Source organism: Halalkalibacter flavus (assembly GCF_036663575.1).
Taxonomy (GTDB): Bacteria; Bacillota; Bacilli; order Bacillales; family Bacillaceae_D; genus Halalkalibacter; species Halalkalibacter flavus.
Genome location: NZ_JAWRVK010000012.1, coordinates 59,482 through 78,289, shown reverse-complemented (window position 1 = coordinate 78,289; position 18,808 = coordinate 59,482). Strand labels below are relative to the sequence as shown.

At 38.7% G+C, this 18,808-nt stretch carries 21 protein-coding genes and 1 riboswitch; of the genes, 6 read left to right on the top strand and 15 right to left on the bottom strand.

Annotated elements, in window-relative coordinates; translation table 11 throughout:
* Window positions 1-3: 3 nt before the first annotated feature.
* The 4 genes from spoVAC to SAY88_RS10230 all read right to left on the bottom strand — a co-directional run bounded on the left by spoVAC (window position 4) and on the right by SAY88_RS10230 (window position 1,514).
* On the bottom strand, window positions 4-483 hold the full coding sequence (spoVAC, locus tag SAY88_RS10245) for a stage V sporulation protein AC (protein ID WP_332631578.1): 480 nt from the start codon (window positions 481-483) through the stop codon (window positions 4-6).
* A 14-nt stretch (window positions 484-497) separates the two neighbouring features.
* Complete coding sequence (locus SAY88_RS10240; protein ID WP_332631577.1) at window positions 498-935, bottom strand: hypothetical protein; 438 nt, start codon at window positions 933-935, stop codon at window positions 498-500.
* Between the two features lie 86 nt (window positions 936-1,021).
* Window positions 1,022-1,225 carry a DUF1657 domain-containing protein gene (locus SAY88_RS10235; RefSeq protein ID WP_217228442.1) on the bottom strand — a complete coding sequence of 68 codons (204 nt, stop codon included), beginning with the start codon at window positions 1,223-1,225 and terminating at the stop codon, window positions 1,022-1,024.
* Between the two features lie 85 nt (window positions 1,226-1,310).
* A complete protein-coding gene (locus SAY88_RS10230) occupies window positions 1,311-1,514 on the bottom strand; it encodes a DUF1657 domain-containing protein (protein ID WP_332631576.1) in 204 nt (67 codons plus the stop codon).
* A gap of 249 nt (window positions 1,515-1,763) precedes the next feature.
* Between SAY88_RS10230 and SAY88_RS10225 the strand changes: the two genes are divergently transcribed.
* Together SAY88_RS10225 and SAY88_RS10220 are read left to right on the top strand one after the other, a co-directional pair.
* Window positions 1,764-2,444: a DUF421 domain-containing protein gene (locus tag SAY88_RS10225; RefSeq protein WP_332631575.1), complete on the top strand. Its 681-nt coding sequence runs from the start codon at window positions 1,764-1,766 to the stop codon at window positions 2,442-2,444.
* An 18-nt stretch (window positions 2,445-2,462) separates the two neighbouring features.
* Entirely contained in the window at window positions 2,463-4,040 is a 1,578-nt protein-coding gene (locus tag SAY88_RS10220; RefSeq protein ID WP_332631574.1) for an alkaline phosphatase family protein, read from the top strand.
* 59 nt (window positions 4,041-4,099) lie between these two features.
* Here the strand turns inward: SAY88_RS10220 and SAY88_RS10215 are convergent, their stop codons facing one another.
* The 3 genes from SAY88_RS10215 to SAY88_RS10205 form a co-directional block, all read right to left on the bottom strand.
* The gene (locus tag SAY88_RS10215; RefSeq protein ID WP_332631573.1) at window positions 4,100-5,011 is read right to left on the bottom strand and encodes a superoxide dismutase; all 912 of its coding nucleotides are present in this window, start codon (window positions 5,009-5,011) and stop codon (window positions 4,100-4,102) included.
* A 106-nt stretch (window positions 5,012-5,117) separates the two neighbouring features.
* Window positions 5,118-5,705, bottom strand: coding sequence for an SMC-Scp complex subunit ScpB (gene scpB, locus SAY88_RS10210; protein ID WP_332631571.1), 588 nt, complete (start codon window positions 5,703-5,705; stop codon window positions 5,118-5,120).
* Window positions 5,702-6,469: a segregation/condensation protein A gene (locus tag SAY88_RS10205; protein WP_332631570.1), complete on the bottom strand. Its 768-nt coding sequence runs from the start codon at window positions 6,467-6,469 to the stop codon at window positions 5,702-5,704. The genes scpB and SAY88_RS10205 overlap by 4 nt, the downstream gene beginning before the upstream one ends.
* Before the next feature lie 194 nt (window positions 6,470-6,663).
* Between SAY88_RS10205 and SAY88_RS10200 the strand changes: the two genes are divergently transcribed.
* Window positions 6,664-7,188 carry a DUF309 domain-containing protein gene (locus tag SAY88_RS10200; RefSeq protein WP_332631569.1) on the top strand — a complete coding sequence of 175 codons (525 nt, stop codon included), beginning with the start codon at window positions 6,664-6,666 and terminating at the stop codon, window positions 7,186-7,188.
* 26 nt (window positions 7,189-7,214) lie between these two features.
* Here SAY88_RS10200 and SAY88_RS10195 read toward each other — a convergent pair whose 3' ends face one another.
* The 6 genes from SAY88_RS10195 to ribD form a co-directional block, all read right to left on the bottom strand.
* Window positions 7,215-7,571, bottom strand: coding sequence for a GNAT family N-acetyltransferase (locus tag SAY88_RS10195; protein WP_332631568.1), 357 nt, complete (start codon window positions 7,569-7,571; stop codon window positions 7,215-7,217).
* Between the two features lie 308 nt (window positions 7,572-7,879).
* Complete coding sequence (locus tag SAY88_RS10190; protein WP_332631566.1) at window positions 7,880-8,809, bottom strand: manganese-dependent inorganic pyrophosphatase; 930 nt, start codon at window positions 8,807-8,809, stop codon at window positions 7,880-7,882.
* A 241-nt stretch (window positions 8,810-9,050) separates the two neighbouring features.
* Window positions 9,051-9,518 carry a 6,7-dimethyl-8-ribityllumazine synthase gene (gene ribH, locus SAY88_RS10185; protein ID WP_332631564.1) on the bottom strand — a complete coding sequence of 156 codons (468 nt, stop codon included), beginning with the start codon at window positions 9,516-9,518 and terminating at the stop codon, window positions 9,051-9,053.
* 81 nt (window positions 9,519-9,599) lie between these two features.
* Window positions 9,600-10,820 carry a bifunctional 3,4-dihydroxy-2-butanone-4-phosphate synthase/GTP cyclohydrolase II gene (locus tag SAY88_RS10180; RefSeq protein WP_332631562.1) on the bottom strand — a complete coding sequence of 407 codons (1,221 nt, stop codon included), beginning with the start codon at window positions 10,818-10,820 and terminating at the stop codon, window positions 9,600-9,602.
* Between the two features lie 21 nt (window positions 10,821-10,841).
* Window positions 10,842-11,498: a riboflavin synthase gene (ribE, locus tag SAY88_RS10175; RefSeq protein ID WP_332631561.1), complete on the bottom strand. Its 657-nt coding sequence runs from the start codon at window positions 11,496-11,498 to the stop codon at window positions 10,842-10,844.
* Window positions 11,499-12,584, bottom strand: a complete 1,086-nt coding sequence (gene ribD, locus SAY88_RS10170) for a bifunctional diaminohydroxyphosphoribosylaminopyrimidine deaminase/5-amino-6-(5-phosphoribosylamino)uracil reductase RibD (RefSeq protein WP_332631560.1) — start codon at window positions 12,582-12,584, stop codon at window positions 11,499-11,501.
* Between the two features lie 195 nt (window positions 12,585-12,779).
* Window positions 12,780-12,925, bottom strand: a riboswitch (FMN riboswitch).
* Window positions 12,926-13,197: 272 nt separating this feature from the next.
* Between ribD and SAY88_RS10165 the strand changes: the two genes are divergently transcribed.
* Window positions 13,198-15,801, top strand: coding sequence for an SNF2 helicase associated domain-containing protein (locus SAY88_RS10165; RefSeq protein ID WP_332631558.1), 2,604 nt, complete (start codon window positions 13,198-13,200; stop codon window positions 15,799-15,801).
* A gap of 93 nt (window positions 15,802-15,894) precedes the next feature.
* Window positions 15,895-16,398 carry a DEAD/DEAH box helicase gene (locus SAY88_RS10160; RefSeq protein WP_332631556.1) on the top strand — a complete coding sequence of 168 codons (504 nt, stop codon included), beginning with the start codon at window positions 15,895-15,897 and terminating at the stop codon, window positions 16,396-16,398.
* A 46-nt stretch (window positions 16,399-16,444) separates the two neighbouring features.
* On the opposite strand, the gene rbsK is transcribed toward SAY88_RS10160, so the two are convergent.
* Window positions 16,445-17,320: a ribokinase gene (rbsK, locus tag SAY88_RS10155; protein ID WP_332631555.1), complete on the bottom strand. Its 876-nt coding sequence runs from the start codon at window positions 17,318-17,320 to the stop codon at window positions 16,445-16,447.
* A 33-nt stretch (window positions 17,321-17,353) separates the two neighbouring features.
* The gene (locus SAY88_RS10150) at window positions 17,354-17,836 is read right to left on the bottom strand and encodes a GNAT family N-acetyltransferase (RefSeq protein WP_332631554.1); all 483 of its coding nucleotides are present in this window, start codon (window positions 17,834-17,836) and stop codon (window positions 17,354-17,356) included.
* Between the two features lie 175 nt (window positions 17,837-18,011).
* Here SAY88_RS10150 and SAY88_RS10145 point away from each other — a divergent pair, with 175 nt between their 5' ends.
* The gene (locus tag SAY88_RS10145; RefSeq protein WP_332631553.1) at window positions 18,012-18,731 is read left to right on the top strand and encodes a 3-ketoacyl-ACP reductase; all 720 of its coding nucleotides are present in this window, start codon (window positions 18,012-18,014) and stop codon (window positions 18,729-18,731) included.
* Window positions 18,732-18,808 lie beyond the last annotated feature (77 nt).

Sequence of the window (18,808 nt, the reverse complement as noted above, 5' to 3'; positions counted from 1 at the left end):
TGTCTACAACCCTCCCCATTGAATGAGAATCGTTTTAATAAGAGCAATGACAAAAGCTGCGACTGTACCAAAAACGATAACAGAACCGGCTAATTTAAAAATATTGCCTCCAACGCCAAGAACATAACCTTCTGTACGATGTTCAATAGCAGCTGAAGCTACAGAGTTAGCAAACCCTGTTACAGGCACAGCCGTACCTCCACCAGCAAACTGAGCAATTCGGTCATACACTCCAAACCCCGTTAATAAAACAGAAATAAAGATTAATGTTGCCACAGTAGGATCACCCGCTGTTCTCTGTGTAAAATCAAAAAAAGTATAATAAAAAACATGAAGTCCTTGACCAATTAGACAAATAAAACCGCCAACCAAAAATGCCCTGAAACAGTTTTTAACGACTGGTCGTTTTAATTCATGTTTCTTCTGCAACATTTGATATTTTTGCTGAGCTGGAGTAACATTTTTTCCTTTACTTGACGACATTTGATTTCGCCCCTTTACCCTTTCATCATATCTTCAAGCTTTTTTAATTCTTTTTTTAGCCGTTGTTCGCTTATTGTTCGGTTTTTTAATTCCTTTTCTAACTTTTCTAGTTCCATAAAAATCTTTTGATCCGTTGATAAGAATACAGTTGCATCAGGATAGCGTTTTTTGACAGAGTTGAATCCTGTTTTTCTTATTTCTTTTAGCCTAAATCGGTCAAAGTGTTTTACTCTAGGGGCTAAATAAATGTTGTCATCATTATCAGAGACTCCTTTGATTTCAACAACTTCCTCCATGGATAGAACAATTTTTTTTGCTTCATCCGCTTGATCTTGATTGATTATAGCGTTTTCTTGTAATTGCATAGGTTTCACATCCGGAGTAGCACCTGTTAGGTTTTGACACCCCGCGAGTAAGCATAAAACGACCATTCCAATTATGAATCCTTTCATGATTTACTCCTCCTTTTTTACCGCTATGTAGTAAGGGGGGTATCCCCCAAAAGGTGTTTTTGTCCTTTGGGGATACCTTTTTTACGTTATTGTTTGTATTGCGGTTCTTCTTGCTCAATTTGCTGCAACCTTGGTTCTAATCCATCAACAACCTGTTGTGTTTGCTGGGCGGCTTGTTGAAAAAGTTGTTTCGCTTGTTCATTTTCTGTATCAAGAGCGAATGTTTCTAAACTTGCTTGTGCACTTTTTAATCCTGCTATTGTTTGTTTAAATTTTGCTGCGACAGTCACGGTGACGTCCTCCTCAAATGTTTGTATTGTTAGATTAAGTAAAATGCTCGTATCTATGAGTTACAATTTTTGTCAACTCTAAACGTTATTGTTTGTATTGGGGCTCTTCTTCTTGGATTTTCTGCAAGCGAGGTTCTAATCCATCAATGACGCTTTGAGTTTGCTGAGCCATTTGTTGGTATAACTGCTTAGCTTGCTGATTTTCCGTATCAAGAGCAAATGTTTCTAAACTCGCCTGTGCACTTTTTAATCCTGCTAATGTTTGTTTAAATTTAACCGCTACTGTCAATGTCGTTCCCCCTAGATCGTTTCGTTTATGGTGAAGGTGGATCCTTCACTAGTAGGATGGAAAGTTGAATGAAAACTATAAGAAACAAATATTGTCAAGAAAGCCTTGCTTCACAAGCTTCATCAATCTTCAAAATTTCTCGTCAAGCATTTTTGACCATTGGCTGACTGAATTAAATTCTTCCTCATAAATACCCCTTTGTTCGCTCACACTAAAAGATAATGTGATCACGAACAAAGGGGTAGTAGTGTGAATACGAACTTCTTCCATTTAACTTTAGAACTCTTTGTCGGGTTTTTTGCTCTACTAGTCATGACCAAAGTTCTTGGTAAAAATCAAATCACTCAGCTAACACCATTTGATTTCATCTCAGCCCTCGTATTGGGTGAGCTTGTCGGAAATGCAATTTATGATAAAGATATCGGCCTCCATTATGTTCTTTATGCAGTAGTGGTATGGGGAACTTTAATTTATACGATTGAAATGATTACGCAAAAAATGCGAAAGTCTAGACCTTGGCTTGAAGGAACCCCTTCTCTTATTATCTCTCAAGGGAAGATCCAATATGAAGAGCTTAAAAAGAACAAACTTGATCTAGATCAATTGCTGCACTTATTACGTGATAAAGGTGTCTTTTCTATTCGAGAAGTAGAATATGGAATTCTAGAGACAAACGGGGCAGTTAATGTAATGCGTAAACAACCATTAGATTATCCAGTTAATCGTGATTTACAAATTCCCGCACAACCTGTTCATTTGCCTGTCCTCCTTATTCTAGATGGAGAAGTAATTGAGGAGGGGTTAAGGCAAATAAATAAAGAGAAATCATGGTTACTGGATGAATTATTTAACCGAGGAATCGCAGGGCCATCTGCAGTCTTCGTTGCAGAATGGCAAAATGGGGAAGGCTTTGAAATTCAGACGTACTAAAAATGGATGGTGAGTCGTATGAGAATCATAGTAATATACACCCTGATTGCATGTATGTTCGTAGCAGGATGTCAACAAGAACGTCCAGAGGGAGCGAGCTTGGCACAATCATCTGAAACAGGTACTCTTGATAAAGGGAAGAACGTCATAGTCGTTGTGATCGATTCAATGACAAAACCAGTTATTGAGGAAACAATGGAACGCGGCTCTCTTCCTGCTCTATCCTTTTTAGCCGAACGCGGACAGATCTATCATGATTTAGTCGCTCCATTTCCGTCTATGTCCGTATCTATTGAAAGCACATTAGTGACTGGAACTTCACCAAAGGAACATAATGTTCCAGGTCTTGTTTGGTACGATCCTAATGGCGATGTCATTGTCGATTATGGATCTACAATATCAAAGTATTGGAAATTAGGCATGAACGATACACTAATGAACACATTAGCTCATCTAAACACAAACCATATATCACCAAAAGTAAGCACCATTTATGAAGACTTAAAACAGAACGGTCGGACGAGTGGTTCCATCAACCTTCTTGTTTATCGCGGTAATCAAACTCACAGAGTAACAGTACCGAGCTATATGAAATCGTTATTGCATCTGCCAGATAAAATAGAAACAAAAGGACCTGACCTGCTCGCTTTCGGTCAAGCGGTAAAACCAAAAGCGGTTCAAGGAGCAAGATTAGACGAAAGCTTTTATCAAAAGTTTGGTCTTAACGACTCCTACTCAGCAGAAGTAACCGTAAAACTGATTCAAGAAAATGAACAACCTGATTTTCTGATGGTTTTCTTTCCGAATTATGATAAAGATGCTCATTATCACGGTCCTGTTAGTCCAGAATACTTTGCAAAAACAGATGGGTACCTGCAAGAAATTTTAAATGCATATGACAGTTGGGACGAAGCTCTTCGCGAAAACATCTTTGTGATCATGGGCGACCACGGACAAGATCTGTTAACAGATAAAAAAGAAAAAGCTGCTATTGAATTAGAACCTTTGCTTGACCCTTATTATGTAGCACCACTTATGGACGAACCATCTAGCGGTGATATTGTCATAGCAAACAACCACCGATCAGCATACTTATATGCAATTGAACCAAACTTAGATTTTATCGACATTGCAGATCAATTACATGAAGATAATCGAATTGATCACCTTGCTTGGCTCGATGGTAATGAATTAATTTTGTATCAAGTAGGAACAGAAGGGTTTTTAAGGGTTAAAGAAGGCGGAAGTTGGCATGATCAATATGGACAAACGTGGTCTTTTCAAGGCAATGAACAAATTGCTGATATTAAAGTTAACGAATCAGATGGAACGATTGCCTATGGCGATTACCCCGATATTTTTCATCAACTGTACGGGGCACTTAACAGTCATTCTGAATCAATGATCGTGACTGCAAAGCCTGGATATACACTAAAGTCTGAAGGCGCACCTGTTCATAATGAAGGTGGCGAACATGGCGGTCTCCATAAAAATGATACAATTACCTCTATTATTGTATCTGGAACAGAGAAGGAGCTAGATGAACGACGGATGGAGGCTTTAAAAGAATATTTTCTTGGACTGTTTGATGATTGAAAAGTAGTAAAAGAGGTGTCTCAATCTTGATGAGGCACCTCTTCAATACGTTTTCTGATTTATTTGTATGTTTTCCACCTTAATTGACGTGCCTCAAGAAAACGCCTCTCCACTTCTGGCCAATTTACGACATTCCACCAATTAGTTATATATGGCTTTCGTTCATTTTTGTATTGTAAGTAGTAGGCATGTTCCCACACATCTAGAACAAGTAACGGTATGACATCTTGCTGACTTAAATTTTGGTGCTTCTCTGCTTGTAGAATCTCCAAGCGATGCGTTCGTGGTGAATATACTAAGAGGGCCCAGCCAACTGCCTCGACTTTTTCTGCTGCGTTTGAAAAATGTTCTTTCATTTTACGAAAACTGCCAAAGTCTCGATTTATTTGTTGAGCTAGTTCTCCACTTGGTCTTCCCCCGCCGCGAGGACTCATAATATTCCAGAAAATTGTATGGAGATAATGTCCTGCTCCATTAAAAGCCGCTTCCCTTTCCCAATGCTTAATTAAATCATAGTCGCTTCTCCTTCTTGCTTTTTGCATTTCCTTTTCAGCTTTATTAAGGCCATCCACATAGCTTTGATGGTGTTTTTGATGGTGGAGACGCATAATTTCCTCTGAAATATAGGGTTCTAATGCATTATATGCATATGGCAATGGCGGTAATTTATGTCCACCAATCGGAACTGGATTAAAGGCAGCTTGATCTGCTCTAGCCGCTTCTGCACGAGTAGGTGCTAATTCCCCCCACCTTTCATACACTTCAGCAGCAAGACTGTCTAAATTCGTTTCATCGCTATGTCCTCTTTGTTCATTCGGGTGTTCACATTCATTAAGTAACATTACCAATGAGTTTATAAAAGGTTTAATTTTATCATATCCAACCCGTGCTTCCACTTCGGAACCATATTGATTCCAAATGTTTTTTACCTCTTTGGCCCAATCGTAAATCGCTTTTTCTTGTTCATTCACACTGCATTCCTCCCTCGTAACATAGCAGTAACGTTCTATACTATGTTAGATGGATGCCTCTGTGTGTTTGTTTACAAAAAAAATTGTGAATGCTTCAGATCAACATCTACTCTGTTTCTAGCGTTTCTTCAAATTTCCTAAAGAATAGATCTGCCTCATCCTCAAGTGAATGTTCGTCAATATTCTCAGGTAAAGGTGGCAATTCATCTAAATTATTTAACCCGAAATGGTCTAAGAAAAATTTCGTTGTTCCATATAAAATCGGTCTTCCGGGACCTGGCGCTCGATCTACTTCTTTTATTAACAATTTAGAGGAAAGAGTGTGAATTGCTCGATCTGATTTCACTCCTCTAATTTCGTCAATTTCCATTCGCGTAATTGGCTGTCTGTAAGCTACAATCGCTAACGTTTCAAGAGCTGCCTGTGACAAACTCGAATGGAGAGGAGATGCAGCTAGCTTTTTAAAATAAGGTGCGTGCTCCGGTCTCGTTGTTAACCTGAACGCCCCAGCCATTTCAACAATTTGTAGCCCACGTTCCTGCTCGGTATATAACAATTGAAGAGAGAGAATCGCTTCTTGGATCGTGTGTACTTCTATTTCAAGTACAGTCGCGACATCTTCTACTGTCATCCCTTCATCCCCAACTACAAACAATAAACCTTCAATGGCTCCATGCAGTTCCTGAATCTTCATTTGCGAACTCCCTCCTCTGTACTGTAAATCATGATGTCTGAAAAATTACCGGATTGCTCACAACGAATCGTTTTTGTCTTCATCAGTTCTAAAATCGCTAAAAAGCTAACAACAATATGACTACGTTCAGGAACTGGAAACAAATCATGAAAGTGACAAAAACCATTGAATCGTGCCCTTAATTCTTTTACAATTTCCTGCATTCGATCTTCAATCGAATATTCTTGACTCTTAACAGTTGTTGTCCGTGGCGCTTTTAATTCTTTTCGCTTCATTAACTTTTGATACGCACTAAGCATATCAAACAAAGAAACGCCTGAAATGGCAATATCACGTCGCTCTTCTTCAGATATATACGGCTCTAAATCTTCAGGTGGCCGCGTATGTACAAGACTACGTTCCTGTTCTTTTTCTTTTAATTCTGATGCCGCTTCTTTATATTTCTTATATTCAATAAGTCGATACATTAACTCATCTCGTGGATCCTCTTCCTCTTCTAGTTGCCATTCATCATCAAAAAGCTCCTCCTCTTGTTTCGGGAGAAGCATCTTGCTTTTAATTGCAAGCAACGTAGCAGCCATTACCAAATATTCACTAGCAATATCTAATTCTAGATCCTGCATAGCGCGAATATATGCTAAATACTGATCCGTAATAACGGCAACAGGAATATCATAAATATCAACTTCTGCTTGATTAATTAAGTGCAAAAGTAGATCAAGAGGACCCTCGAATGTATCAAGCTTCACACTATAAGGATTCATCTAACCACCACTAGCTTAATATAATTATTGATAGAGGAGATTATAACATACTTTACAGATGCGTGGAACCTAAGCTGAACGCTTCTTTTACGAAACAAATGAATGAATGATTTAATTCGAAACTCGTAAAGGGAACGCTATAATATTTTGTGTTAAACTATTTACAAATAAATGTCCGAAAAAGGAGATTCCTAATGTACCCTTCTGCTTATCTTGACTACCTTATTTATTTTCACGTCGAACGAGATTATTTTGAATGTCATGAAGTCCTAGAAGAATATTGGAAAGAACATGACCCGAAAAACCGCACTTCTCACTGGGTCGGGCTTATTCAAATTGCCGTTGGTCTTTACCATCATCGTAGAGGCAATCTAAATGGTGCTAGTCGGATGTATGACAAAGCAATAAAGATTCTTGCAAAAAACAAAGCCTCCCTATCGGAACTTGGCTTAGATGGTACAGAATTAGTAAGACGACTAGTTCATCAAAAGGATCTTGCTACCTCTACTAATGGAGCTTTTGCAGATATTGATTTGCCATTTAAAAAAGACGATGTACTTATTTCTTGTCAAAAACGCTGTCAGAAGTTAGGAATTAATTGGAACCTGCAAAAAAAAATCAAAAATGAAGATATTATTCATAAACATATCCTGCGGGATCGGTCTGATGTTATTTCAGAGAGAGCCCGCCAGCTAGCTTTAAAAAAGAACCAAAAATAAATTAAAAAAGAAGAAGAGAAAAGTGATTATACGCTTTTCTCTCCTTCTTCAGCACAGGCTAATAGAAAACTTTTTGTTTCTTTTGTCGGCTTCAAATCACAAGGAAGTATTTTCCTTAACTCCTGGAGCATTGTTTTGCCAATTCCTTCCCTGCGGTGTGAAGGATTTACACAAAGATGTTGCAACATTGCCTCTCCATCTTCGACTGAAATACCTAACACACCAACAAAATCATCTTCCTTCCATAAATACAACTTCCAATCAGGATCATTTTCATAACGTTCCATTGTTTTTATTAGTTTTTTAACGTCTTTCTCCTTTGGCATAAAAGAAAGAAGCCCCATAGCAATTTTTTGATTCGTAGACTTATAAGGTACAAGCATAATAGACCTCTCACATTCTAACTCAGGTGATGAGTTGTTATCGTATGCGCTTTCACCAAAATTTATTTTACCACAATTCAGCAGATTTCGTCTTAATTTTTTCAACATTTATTTTGTTTTGTTTTTACTATATGCAATAAACATGAAGGTTGTTATTGATCAAAATCCAATTATCTTAAAAAATTTCAACGATCCTCTATAAGACTAAAATATATGGAAAGTAAAAAGGGTAACTAAAAAGCTATAGCCATTGGATAATGGGCTATTGGCGCTTTTTAGTTACCCTACTATTAAATCTTCAGTCCTAATTACTTCGCTAAAACTGTATCCAATTTAGGAACAATTTGCTTTTTACGTGATACGACACCTTTTAGGACTGCTGTATTGCCTTCTAATGTTACATTGTACGCTTTTTCTACTGCATCTGTTAATTTACCTAATGCTAGAATTTTTGAATCATTTTCTAAAATGTCTGTAACAACTAATAAGAAAAGATCTAACCCTTTTTCTTCAATAACAGCTGTTAATGCTTCTTCAACTTCTGCTTTTCGATTGAAAACATCATTCGTATCTACAACATTAACTTGGGCAATTTCTAATTTGTTTGTTCCCATTGTAAATTCTTTAGCATCTAAAGAAATAAGTTCAGCAACAGATTTACTGCTTACATCAGCACCTGCTTTAAGCATTTCAAGACCATAGCTGTCTAAGTCTACTTCAGCAATTTCAGCTAATTCACGTGCTGCAGCAATATCTTGATCCGTGCACGTTGGTGATTTAAATAACAAAGAGTCAGAAATAATAGCAGATACCATTAAACCTGCAATGTTTTTCTCAATTGCCACACCATGTTCCTTGTACAGCTTATTTAAGATGGTAGCCGTACACCCAACAGGCTCTGCACGGTAATATAGCGGATCACTAGTTTCGAAATTTGCAATACGATGATGATCGATTACTTCAAGTACACGTACCGAGTCAACATCTGTAGCACTTTGTTGACGTTCGTTATGATCGACTAAAATAACATTTTCCACTTCGTTTGCAACTGTTTCAACTAACCGTGGGACCTCTACTCCAAAGTGATCTAACGCATATTGTGTCTCGCCATTAATTTCGCCTAAGCGTACAGGCTCTGCATTTACACCTAATTTGTTTTTAAGATCTGCGTAAACAATTGCAGAGGTAATCGTATCTGTATCCGGGCTTTTGTGTCCAAAAATCAAAACTTTTTCCATTTTTATTGCTCCTTTTTTGTATAAAATATAATTCCTTGAAACCTTATCCCTTTAGAAGGGTATGTACAACCACCATTCATTTTATCAATTTTCTTACTAGAAATAAACAAGAGAAATAAAAAAGTCATGTAAAAGGAAAAAGAGGCAATCTAAAAAAGGAAATCGAACTGCGCCCCATACCTTTACGTTTAGGTGGGGAAACATAGATTCCGTTCTTTTAAGATTACCTCAATGCAACTAACTATTCGAAGCTTTTTCCTAAATTCGCCATTTCAATCGCAGCTGTGGCAGCATCCCAGCCTTTGTTTCCAGCCTTTGTACCAGCACGCTCTACCGCTTGTTCAATTGTATCAGTTGTTAAAACTCCAAAAATAACTGGTTTGCCTGTTGAAAGAGCAAGCGAACCTACTCCTTTAGCTACTTCATTACACACATAATCAAAATGTGGTGTTGCCCCGCGAATAACAGTTCCTAATGTAATAACAGCATCGTACTTACCTGTATCAAGCATTTTCTTTGCTGCAAAAGGAATTTCAAATGCACCTGGTACCCAAGCAACATCCACATCTGCTTCGTTTACGCCGTGGCGTTTTAGGGCATCTTGTGCACCACCTAATAATTTACTTGTTATAAACTCATTAAATCGTCCAACGACGATTCCTACTTTTAACCCAGTTCCAACTAAATGTCCTTCAAAAATTTGTCCCATTTTTCTTTTCCTCCTCAAGAATGATGTTTTTTGTATGGTTTTTATGTAGTAAACAAGGCGTGATGCAGCCTTGTTTCCTTATTAAAAATGAAGCATATGCCCTAGTTTTTCTGACTTTGTCTTTAAATATCTCTCATTGTCTTTGTTATGAGGCAATTGAAGTGCAACACGTTCAACCACTTCAAGCTCATACCCTTTTAAGCCAGTAATTTTACGTGGATTATTTGTTAATAAGCGCATCTGTCTTACACCAAGATCGCGTAGAATTTGTGCTCCAATGCCATAATCACGTAAATCAGCAGGAAAACCAAGCTTTTCATTTGCCTCAACTGTATCATACCCTTCTTCCTGCAGTTGATAAGCTCTTAGCTTATTCATTAATCCAATACCACGGCCTTCTTGGCGCATATACAAAAGAACCCCGCGACCTTCTTGTTCAATTTGAGCTAAAGCAGCGTGCAATTGGGGTCCACAATCACAACGGTGTGAGCCGAATACATCCCCTGTTAAACATTCTGAATGAACTCGAACAAGCGTCGGTTCCCCTTCTATAATTTCTCCTTTTACTAGAGCAACACTTTCCTTGCCATCGATAATATCAGAAAATCCGATTGCACGGAAATCACCAAAATCTGTTGGAAGCTTTATTTCTACTTCTCGTTGTACAAGCTTATCTTTGCGGTGACGATATTTAATTAAATCTTTAATCGTAATCATCTTTAATTCATGCTCATCCGCAATCTTTCGTAGCTCAGGTACTCGTGCCATTGTGCCATCCTCATTCATAATTTCACAAATGACTCCTGCAGGTTTTGCACCTGAAAGACGAGCTAGATCAATCGCAGCTTCCGTATGACCGGCACGACGCAAGACACCACCATTTTTCGCTACGAGTGGAAACGTATGACCTGGACGCTTAAAATGATGTTTTTTTGCATTATCATCAACAAGAGCTCTTATCGTATCTGCACGCTCTTTCGCTGAGATCCCCGTTGTGTTTGTATAATGATCAACACTAACAGTAAACGCCGTCCCATGTGGGTCTGTATTATGATCGACCATTGAAACAAGATCAAGCTGTTTCGCACGCTCTTCTGTAATCGGTGCACATACAAGCCCACGTCCGTGTGTGACCATAAAATTGATCACTTCAGGAGTCGTTTTTTCCGCAATAGCAAGAAAATCGCCTTCATTTTCACGGTCTTCATCGTCACATACAATGACACAACGACCTTGCATTAATTCATAAATCGCTTCTTCAATTGGATCAAACAATCTTTCTTCTCCTTTTTTTTCACCCATCGGTCTCACCATCCTATCCTCTTATTTATATCCGTGTTCAGAAAGAAAACTTTCTGTTAATGAAGAACTTGGCTTTTTAGATGATTCAGATCGTCTAGAAATAAATTGTTCAATATATTTCCCAACCATATCACATTCGATATTAACGATATCTCCGACCCCTTTTGTTCCGATTATTGTTTCTTCAATAGTATGAGGAATAATCGAGATCGTAAAACTTTCATTATCCACAGCAAATATCGTTAAACTCGTGCCATCAACAGCAACTGATCCTTTTTCAATCATATAATGACGTAGCTCTTCTGTTACGCCAATACGATAGTAAACCGCATTTTGTTCAGGTTTTTTCGCTAATATAGTTCCTGTACCGTCAACGTGACCAGAAACAAAATGTCCTCCAAAACGACCTTTTGCACTCATGGCACGTTCTAAGTTCACGCGAGAACCTCGACCAAGCCCACGTAAACTAGTTGCCCGAACCGTCTCCGGCATGACATCGACAGTAAAATGAGTAGATGTATAGGATGTAACGGTTAAGCAAACACCATTAACAGAAATGCTGTCACCAAGATTCACGTCATTCAAAATACGGTTCGCGCCTATTTTCATAACCATCGACTCACCGCTTGACCGCATTTCTTGAATTTGTCCTACTTCCTCAATAATACCTGTAAACATTTACTCACTACCTTTCACACGTGAGACGATTTTTATATCTGTTCCTATCGTTGTCACTTCTTTAATTTCTAATTCAAGTGCTTCTTCTACTTCATGAAAGCCAACACCGCCGATTGCAGTTGGGGCCTCTTTGCCTCCAAAAAGCTTTGGAGCTAAGTACGTTATTACTTGATTAACAGCCCGAGCTTTCAAAAAGCTCCCATTAACCTCAGCGCCACCTTCAACAAATAAAGACGTGATGCCTTTTGTCCCTAGTAAAGCTAAAACCGATTCAACCGAATCATCTTGTAAACGAAAGACGTTTACACCCAATTGCTCAAGTTCTAATTGCTTCGCTTTTGACGCTTGTTCTGTCGTTAGTATCCAAGTTGGGGCCTCTTGGTCTTGAACAAGCTTAGTTTCAATTGGGATGCGTAATGACCGATCTAACACGACTCGAATTGGATTTTTCCCACCATTTGGCAGGCGTGTTGTTAAAGAAGGATTATCTGCTAACACCGTTCCAATGCCTACGAGGATCGCATCGTGCTCATGGCGATAGCGATGAACATCTTCTCTAGCATCTGAACCTGTAATCCATTTGCTTTTTCTAGTTACAGTCGCTGTTTTTCCATCAAGAGTCGTAGCGGATTTCAGGGTGACATATGGAATTTGATTTTTCATAAAATGAAAAAACACTTCATTTAACTCATTGGCTTCCTCTTGACAAATGCCAAACTCCACCTCAAGCCCTGCTTCCTTAAGTTTGGCGATACCTTGACCTGACACCTCGGGGTTTGAGTCTTTCGTCGCAACAACAACCCTTTTACAACCCTTTTCAATAATGAGATCTGCACATGGCGGTGTTTTCCCATAATGGCTACACGGCTCTAACGTAACATAAATCGTCGACCCTACTGCTTTTTCCCCTGCCATTGCAAGTGCCTGAACTTCGGCATGGCCCTCTCCAGCTTTTAAATGGGCACCAACACCGACAATTGCACCATCATTCACGACAACAGACCCAACCATTGGATTAGGGGATGTTTGCCCTTTTGTGCTCTTAGCAAGGTCAAGAGCAAGCTTCATATAATAAACATCATTCATGCTGATCCCTCACATTACAAGTAAATACAGAAAAAGCCCTGAGGAAATAGACCTCAGGGCTTACATGTTAAAAATATCACGAAATAAACGTACAACAAAGTTGACGTTACTCGGTACAAAAAAGGATAGACCACTCCCCTTAAAAGTAACGTTTTTTTCAAAAAACATTACGACAGAAACCTTTACTGTACCGTTTCGTTCCTTCTCCCATCCAGACTTTCACTGTCGGTCCCGGAGTTTCACCAGGTCCACCGACTCTTATAATAAGAGTCGGGTCACGGACTAAGAAGCAATGCTTCATCACCGCCGGTCGGGATTTCCACCCAGCCCCGAAGAAACTTATTCAATTATGAATCTGTAATGGTGAACTATTTTCATTCCAGGTTAAAAAACAAAATAATCATTAGAAAAAAGTCCCTTTAATAAAAGGATCGTACCACTTAATTTTTAATAAATCAAGAATTTTCACTTAAGCAAATAAACTAGCTTAAAAGTTTTCTAGCATAGCGATCTATTGTTATAGTAATTTTTTGTCGTACTATCTAGCTGATCGTCCATTTCCATCTATCATGTTATGATAGTTATATTGTTTTTTAGAGGAGGCACTTTTTTTATGACTTATTCGTGGCTCACTGCTACCTATATTCTATCAATAGCAACAAATCAATCTACCTTTAACAGAGGAATTAATTACTTCCGGCTGGAGCGAGTGGCTGACCTAAATTTTGAACCAGCTTCCAATACGTTTTATGCATTTATAGATGGATCGTTATTGTACGAATGTGAAATTACATTTAAAGGACCGGAATCAATTTATTATACTTGTGATTGTGAAGCGGCAATAACGTATCCAGGTGCGTGCAAGCACATCGTTGCCATGTTATTTGCCATTAAAGAATGGCAAGAAGAGAAAGAGTCTATCATCCCCATTCCTTCTTCACAACCGAATCAACTTCGCAGTAAAATGCTTGAAAAGTTTCAAGACGTTTTCACAAAGAATCAAAAGCAAACGACGATTAATAAGGAACCTCTGCAAGTCGAATATGAGCTCTTATTCTCTCACTCTTTCAGCTCATTGCTAGATCGAGTTGAACTTAGACTTAAAGCTGGAACTAAGCGTCTTTATGTTGTTAAAAACATTGAAGAGTTTTTACACTCTTTTATGCATCGAGAATCCTATACATTTACAGCTAATTTTTCGTACGACCCTAGTTGCCACCAAATAGATGAGAGTGATGCGAGCATTTTGAAACAGGTATATACTCATTTAGAAATTATCGCTGCTAATAAAGATGATTATTATTATCGATCTAGCCAAAAGCGCTCATATGAAATTCCTGCAGTTAGTTTGCCTTTATTTCTCGAACAACTAGTAGACAAGCCGGTTGTATTAACAATAGACGGTACACTTCAATCAGAACAGATTAAAATTAAGCCGCTTGAAAATAATCAAATAATAACTTTTAAATTAGAGTCTGACGAGGATGATTCACACGTTCAATTAATTAGTGAGAATGTAGACGAATTTGACTTTGTTGATGTAGAGTTTCGCACACTGATTCACGGAAATAACATCTATCAGCTAAGCGAAGATCAAGCGAAACATTTCCACATTATCGCAGAACAAGCTGACGATACGGACACAATTGATGTTATTCCAACAAAACAACTTGAAGCGTTCTGTTCCTATGTTCTTCCTACTCTTAAAACGATCGGGACCGTGCATTTGTCAGAAGAACTATATGACAAGATTGAAACAAAACCTCTTATGGCTAAGTTTTACCTCGATTTACATGATGGAGCGCTCACAGGAAAAGTTTCGTTTGAATATGGTGAACATGCACGTAATCCATTTGAGGAATCAAATCATATAAATGAGAAAATCATTACTCGAGACATTCAAAAAGAAGAATCGATCTTAGCTACTTTAAAAGAAACAGATTTCCATATAGAAGACGGACAGCTTACTTTAACTAGTTGGGAAACGATTGTTCCATTTTTATTTGAACAACTTCCTATTTTGCAAAAAGAAATTGAAGTCTATACAACTTCTGCTGTACGAAGCGTCATTGCTACACCAAGTTCCACACCATCTGTCCAGCTTGATGTGAATAATGAGACAAACTGGCTTGATGTTACCTTTTCTATGGATGGCATCGCAGAGGAAGACATAATCGATGTCCTTCGCGCCTTACAAACAAATGCAAAATACTATAAATTGTCAACTGGATCTTACCTCCAACTGAATCACAGTCGTTTTGATTCAGTCAAGCAAGTTATTAATACGGTGGCATCGCCAAAACAAAAATTACAAAAAGAAATGACGATCCCCTTGCATAAGGCATTTGAGCTAGATCGGCAAAATGGACAGACAAGAATATCAAAACAGCTTCATCAGCTTTTATCTGACATACAGTCACCTGAATTCAGTGATTGGCATACTCCTTCTAGCCTGCAAGCAGAGTTACGTGATTATCAAATAAATGGCTACCGCTGGCTACGTACCCTCTCTCACATTGGGCTAGGAGGTATTTTAGCGGATGACATGGGGTTAGGAAAAACGGTTCAAACCATTGCCTATATTCAAGGTGAAAAAGAAGAACATCCAAACTTTCAAGCGTTGATTATTGCTCCAGCTAGTCTAATTTATAATTGGGAAAAGGAATTAGCTAAATTTGCTCCATCTTTAAAAGTGGCCGTTGTTGCTGGAACAAAACAAGTTAGAAAAGAACTTATTGCAAAGGATTTTGACGTTCTCATTACATCCTATCCATTAATTCAACGAGATTACGATCTTTACGAATCTCGTATTTTCTCTACAATGATTTTAGATGAAGCTCAAGCAATAAAAAATGACGCAACGAAGACAACAAAAGCTGTCCGTACCCTTCATTCCAATAGTTGTTTTGCGCTAAGCGGGACACCGATTGAAAACCATCAAGATGAGCTATATTCAATTTTTCATAGCATCTTACCAGGAATGCTAGGTACAAAAAAGCAATTTAAAGAACTTTCAAATGAGACGATTTCAAAACGTGTCCGTCCATTTATTATGCGTAGGTTAAAGCGGGATGTCTTATCTGAACTGCCTGACAAAGTTGAGTCTGTCCAATATACAGATTTAAGTCCAGACCAAAAGAAAATGTATGTGGCACAAGTGAAACAGCTGACCAATGATGTGGACGCTGCCATTAAGAGCAATGAATTTCAACAATAGAGGATTGAAATTCTCGCAGGCCTAACTCGGCTGCGTCAAATTTGCTGCCACCCAAACCTCATTGAACCACATACCACTTATCAATCAGGGAAAATGGAACGCTTACTTGAATATGTAGAGGAAGGCTTACAATCAGAGCAAAAAATGGTCATCTTTTCACAGTTCACTTCCATGCTTAGCTTAATTAGAAAATCGTTTGAAGAGAAAGGTTGGACGTATCATTATATTGATGGACAAACCCCACCAAAAGCTCGAGTAGAAATGGCCGAACGATTTAATAATGGTGAAAAGTCACTGTTTTTAATTTCTTTAAAAGCTGGAGGCACTGGGCTTAACTTAATAGGCGGTGATACGGTCATCCTCTACGATACATGGTGGAACCCAGCAATAGAAGAGCAGGCTGCTGATCGGGTGTACCGATACGGTCAAACAAAAAATGTCCAAGTCATAAAATTAATTGCCAATGGGACGATTGAGGAAAAAATACTTACCATGCATGAGAAAAAGAAAGCACTTGTTGACTCGATTATCCAGCCAGGGGAAGAGACTTTGCAATCGCTAAGCGTGGAAGACATTAAACAATTGCTAACTTTGTAAGAAAACTAGTGTAAGTCTCAAAAGGTCTGTTTTTGACCTTTTGAGATTACCTCTTTTGGCTTTCAAGAAAAGCAACAACTTCTTCTCTAGTTGGCATTCCACTCTGAGCCCCAAGCTTCGTTACAGCTAATGCTCCTACAGCCGTTGCAAATCGACAGGCATCCTTTAATGAGGACCTTTCGGCTAAGGCAACAGCTAAAGCTCCGTTAAACGCATCTCCAGCACCGGTTGTATCGACGACATCAACATTGTAGCTGGCGATATCAATAAATTCATCATTGTCCCAAATAGACACGCCTTTACTCCCTTTTGTTACAACTACCTTCTCTTTCATATTCACAACCTGTAACATTTTCTTCTCATGCTCATTCGGTGTAATATAGGTTACTTTCTCCAACGTCTCCATCGATAACGGTTGAAACGGAGCTGGGTTTACAATGACAGGAACATTATTATGACTTGCCTTTTTAATGACATATTCAACTGTATGTATTGGAATTTCTAATTGTAGCAAAATCATATCACTACCTACAATTGTTTCGATAAACGGCTCTATTCTAGTAGGAGTTACTTCTTTGTTTGCACCAGGAACGACAATAATGCTATTGTCCTGATCACTTATCGTAATAGACGCGATCCCTGTATGTTTCTTAGTCTCATTCTGCACCTCACGAAAAGAAACTCCTTCATTCATAAGATGAATTCTCAATTCCTGTCCAAACGCATCAGATCCAACACAGCCAATTAAGGTTACATCCGCACCGAGTCGTGCTGCTGCAACGGCTTGATTCGCCCCTTTTCCGCCCGGAACCGTTGAAAAGGATTCCCCTAGTACCGTTTCACCGACTTGTGGGCGAATGTTGGTTATCGTCACTAAGTCCATATTAATACTGCCTATCACGGTAATTTTTCTCTTGCTCACTATTTAGGCCTCCTTGTCTATATTAGCTATTTTTCATTTAGTCAGCGGAAAATGCATCACGTCCTGCAAACCACTTCTTCCTTCAATGCACCTTCCAGTATACTTAAAATTGACACTTTCATACAGTGACCTTGCAGGTTCATTTTTTTGATTTACAGCTAAGACGATTTCGTTCGCCATAGGGAAATGTGTAGCAACGAGTGACGGCAATTGTGAAATAGCTTTTTTCGCATACCCTTTTCCTTGCTCTCTTGCATCAATCGAGAACGCTCTAACTAACACCGCATGTTCATATTCACTAAAGGAACGGACTCCCCCTCCACTGTGGAGAACCAAGAAGCCAACAATCTCACCTCGAGCTTGTAAAACAAACGGACGTCTTTCTTTTTCATATTTACAAATATCAATGGCTTCCTTTGGATGTAAGACGAACAACTCTTGACCATCTTTAAGGCGGTAGTACTCGAGCATTTCCTCCATGTCTTCTACGTATGGAACAAGTTCTATTATATTCATGTTTCTTCTCCTTTGATGGGAATCGAAAAAGTAAAAGTTACTTCCAACAAAACTTCACTTTCAACGTCGATTTTCACCTCAGTCCTCTTATTGTTAAGCAAGCATCTTTTTTGACTCTAGTATGCTGAAGTTGTAAAATACAATCCTATTCTACATAAGAAAAGGAGATGTTGTCATGGCACAGTCACTTCAAGGAAAAGTTGCCATCGTTACAGGAGCAGGAAAAGGGATTGGTCGAGCAACAGCCATTGCGTTAGCAAAAGAAGGTGTTCAGGTTGGGTTGCTTGCACGAACCGAGTCTGACCTTGTTGAGGTTGCGAATGAAATAGAGGCGATGGGCGTAAAGGCAGCTTATGCTACTGTCGATGTCTCATCACTAGAGCAAGTTGAACAAGCGATCGACCATGTAACGAGTAATCTCGGACCTGCTGATATCTTAATTAATAATGCAGGTACAGGAAAGTTTGGACCTTTTCTAGAGCTTACTCCAGAAGAGTGGAAGAGCATGATTGACATTAACTTACTTGGAGTCTACTATGTGACTCGTACCGTACTTCCGCAATTAATAGAAAAAAATGGTGGAGATATCATTAATATCTCATCAACAGCTGGACAAAAAGGTGCTCCAGTTACAAGTGCTTATAGCGCTTCAAAATTTGGGTTACTCGGACTTACTGAATCACTAGCCCTTGAAGTTCGCAAACATAATATACGTGTAACAGCACTAACGCCAAGTACAGTCGCAACTGAACTTGCGTTTAGAGAAAATTTAACAGATGGCAACCCAGAAAAAGTAATGCAACCTGAAGACCTTGCTGAATATATGGTTGCCCAGCTAAAACTCCATCCACGTATATTTATTAAATCTGCTGGCCTATGGTCAACAAATCCATAGAACGATCAAACGACCATTAAGGGGGTATTTTCCTTTAATGGTCACTTCTTGAACTGCTGTCTGTGTACTTACAAAAA

Excerpts from the sequence above, each read along its gene's own strand:
- spoVAC (WP_332631578.1), bottom strand. The coding sequence starts at position 483 with ATGTCGTCAAGTAAAGGAAAAAATGTTACTCCAGCTCAGCAAAAATAT.
- SAY88_RS10240 (WP_332631577.1), bottom strand. The coding sequence starts at position 935 with ATGAAAGGATTCATAATTGGAATGGTCGTTTTATGCTTACTCGCGGGG.
- SAY88_RS10220 (WP_332631574.1), top strand. The coding sequence starts at position 2,463 with ATGAGAATCATAGTAATATACACCCTGATTGCATGTATGTTCGTAGCA.
- scpB (WP_332631571.1), bottom strand. The coding sequence starts at position 5,705 with ATGAAGATTCAGGAACTGCATGGAGCCATTGAAGGTTTATTGTTTGTA.
- SAY88_RS10205 (WP_332631570.1), bottom strand. The coding sequence starts at position 6,469 with ATGAATCCTTATAGTGTGAAGCTTGATACATTCGAGGGTCCTCTTGAT.
- SAY88_RS10200 (WP_332631569.1), top strand. The coding sequence starts at position 6,664 with ATGTACCCTTCTGCTTATCTTGACTACCTTATTTATTTTCACGTCGAA.
- SAY88_RS10195 (WP_332631568.1), bottom strand. The coding sequence starts at position 7,571 with ATGCTTGTACCTTATAAGTCTACGAATCAAAAAATTGCTATGGGGCTT.
- SAY88_RS10190 (WP_332631566.1), bottom strand. The coding sequence starts at position 8,809 with ATGGAAAAAGTTTTGATTTTTGGACACAAAAGCCCGGATACAGATACG.
- ribH (WP_332631564.1), bottom strand. The coding sequence starts at position 9,518 with ATGGGACAAATTTTTGAAGGACATTTAGTTGGAACTGGGTTAAAAGTA.
- SAY88_RS10180 (WP_332631562.1), bottom strand. The coding sequence starts at position 10,820 with ATGGGTGAAAAAAAAGGAGAAGAAAGATTGTTTGATCCAATTGAAGAA.
- ribE (WP_332631561.1), bottom strand. The coding sequence starts at position 11,498 with ATGTTTACAGGTATTATTGAGGAAGTAGGACAAATTCAAGAAATGCGG.
- ribD (WP_332631560.1), bottom strand. The coding sequence starts at position 12,584 with ATGAATGATGTTTATTATATGAAGCTTGCTCTTGACCTTGCTAAGAGC.
- SAY88_RS10165 (WP_332631558.1), top strand. The coding sequence starts at position 13,198 with ATGACTTATTCGTGGCTCACTGCTACCTATATTCTATCAATAGCAACA.
- SAY88_RS10160 (WP_332631556.1), top strand. The coding sequence starts at position 15,895 with ATGGAACGCTTACTTGAATATGTAGAGGAAGGCTTACAATCAGAGCAA.
- SAY88_RS10150 (WP_332631554.1), bottom strand. The coding sequence starts at position 17,836 with ATGAATATAATAGAACTTGTTCCATACGTAGAAGACATGGAGGAAATG.
- SAY88_RS10145 (WP_332631553.1), top strand. The coding sequence starts at position 18,012 with ATGGCACAGTCACTTCAAGGAAAAGTTGCCATCGTTACAGGAGCAGGA.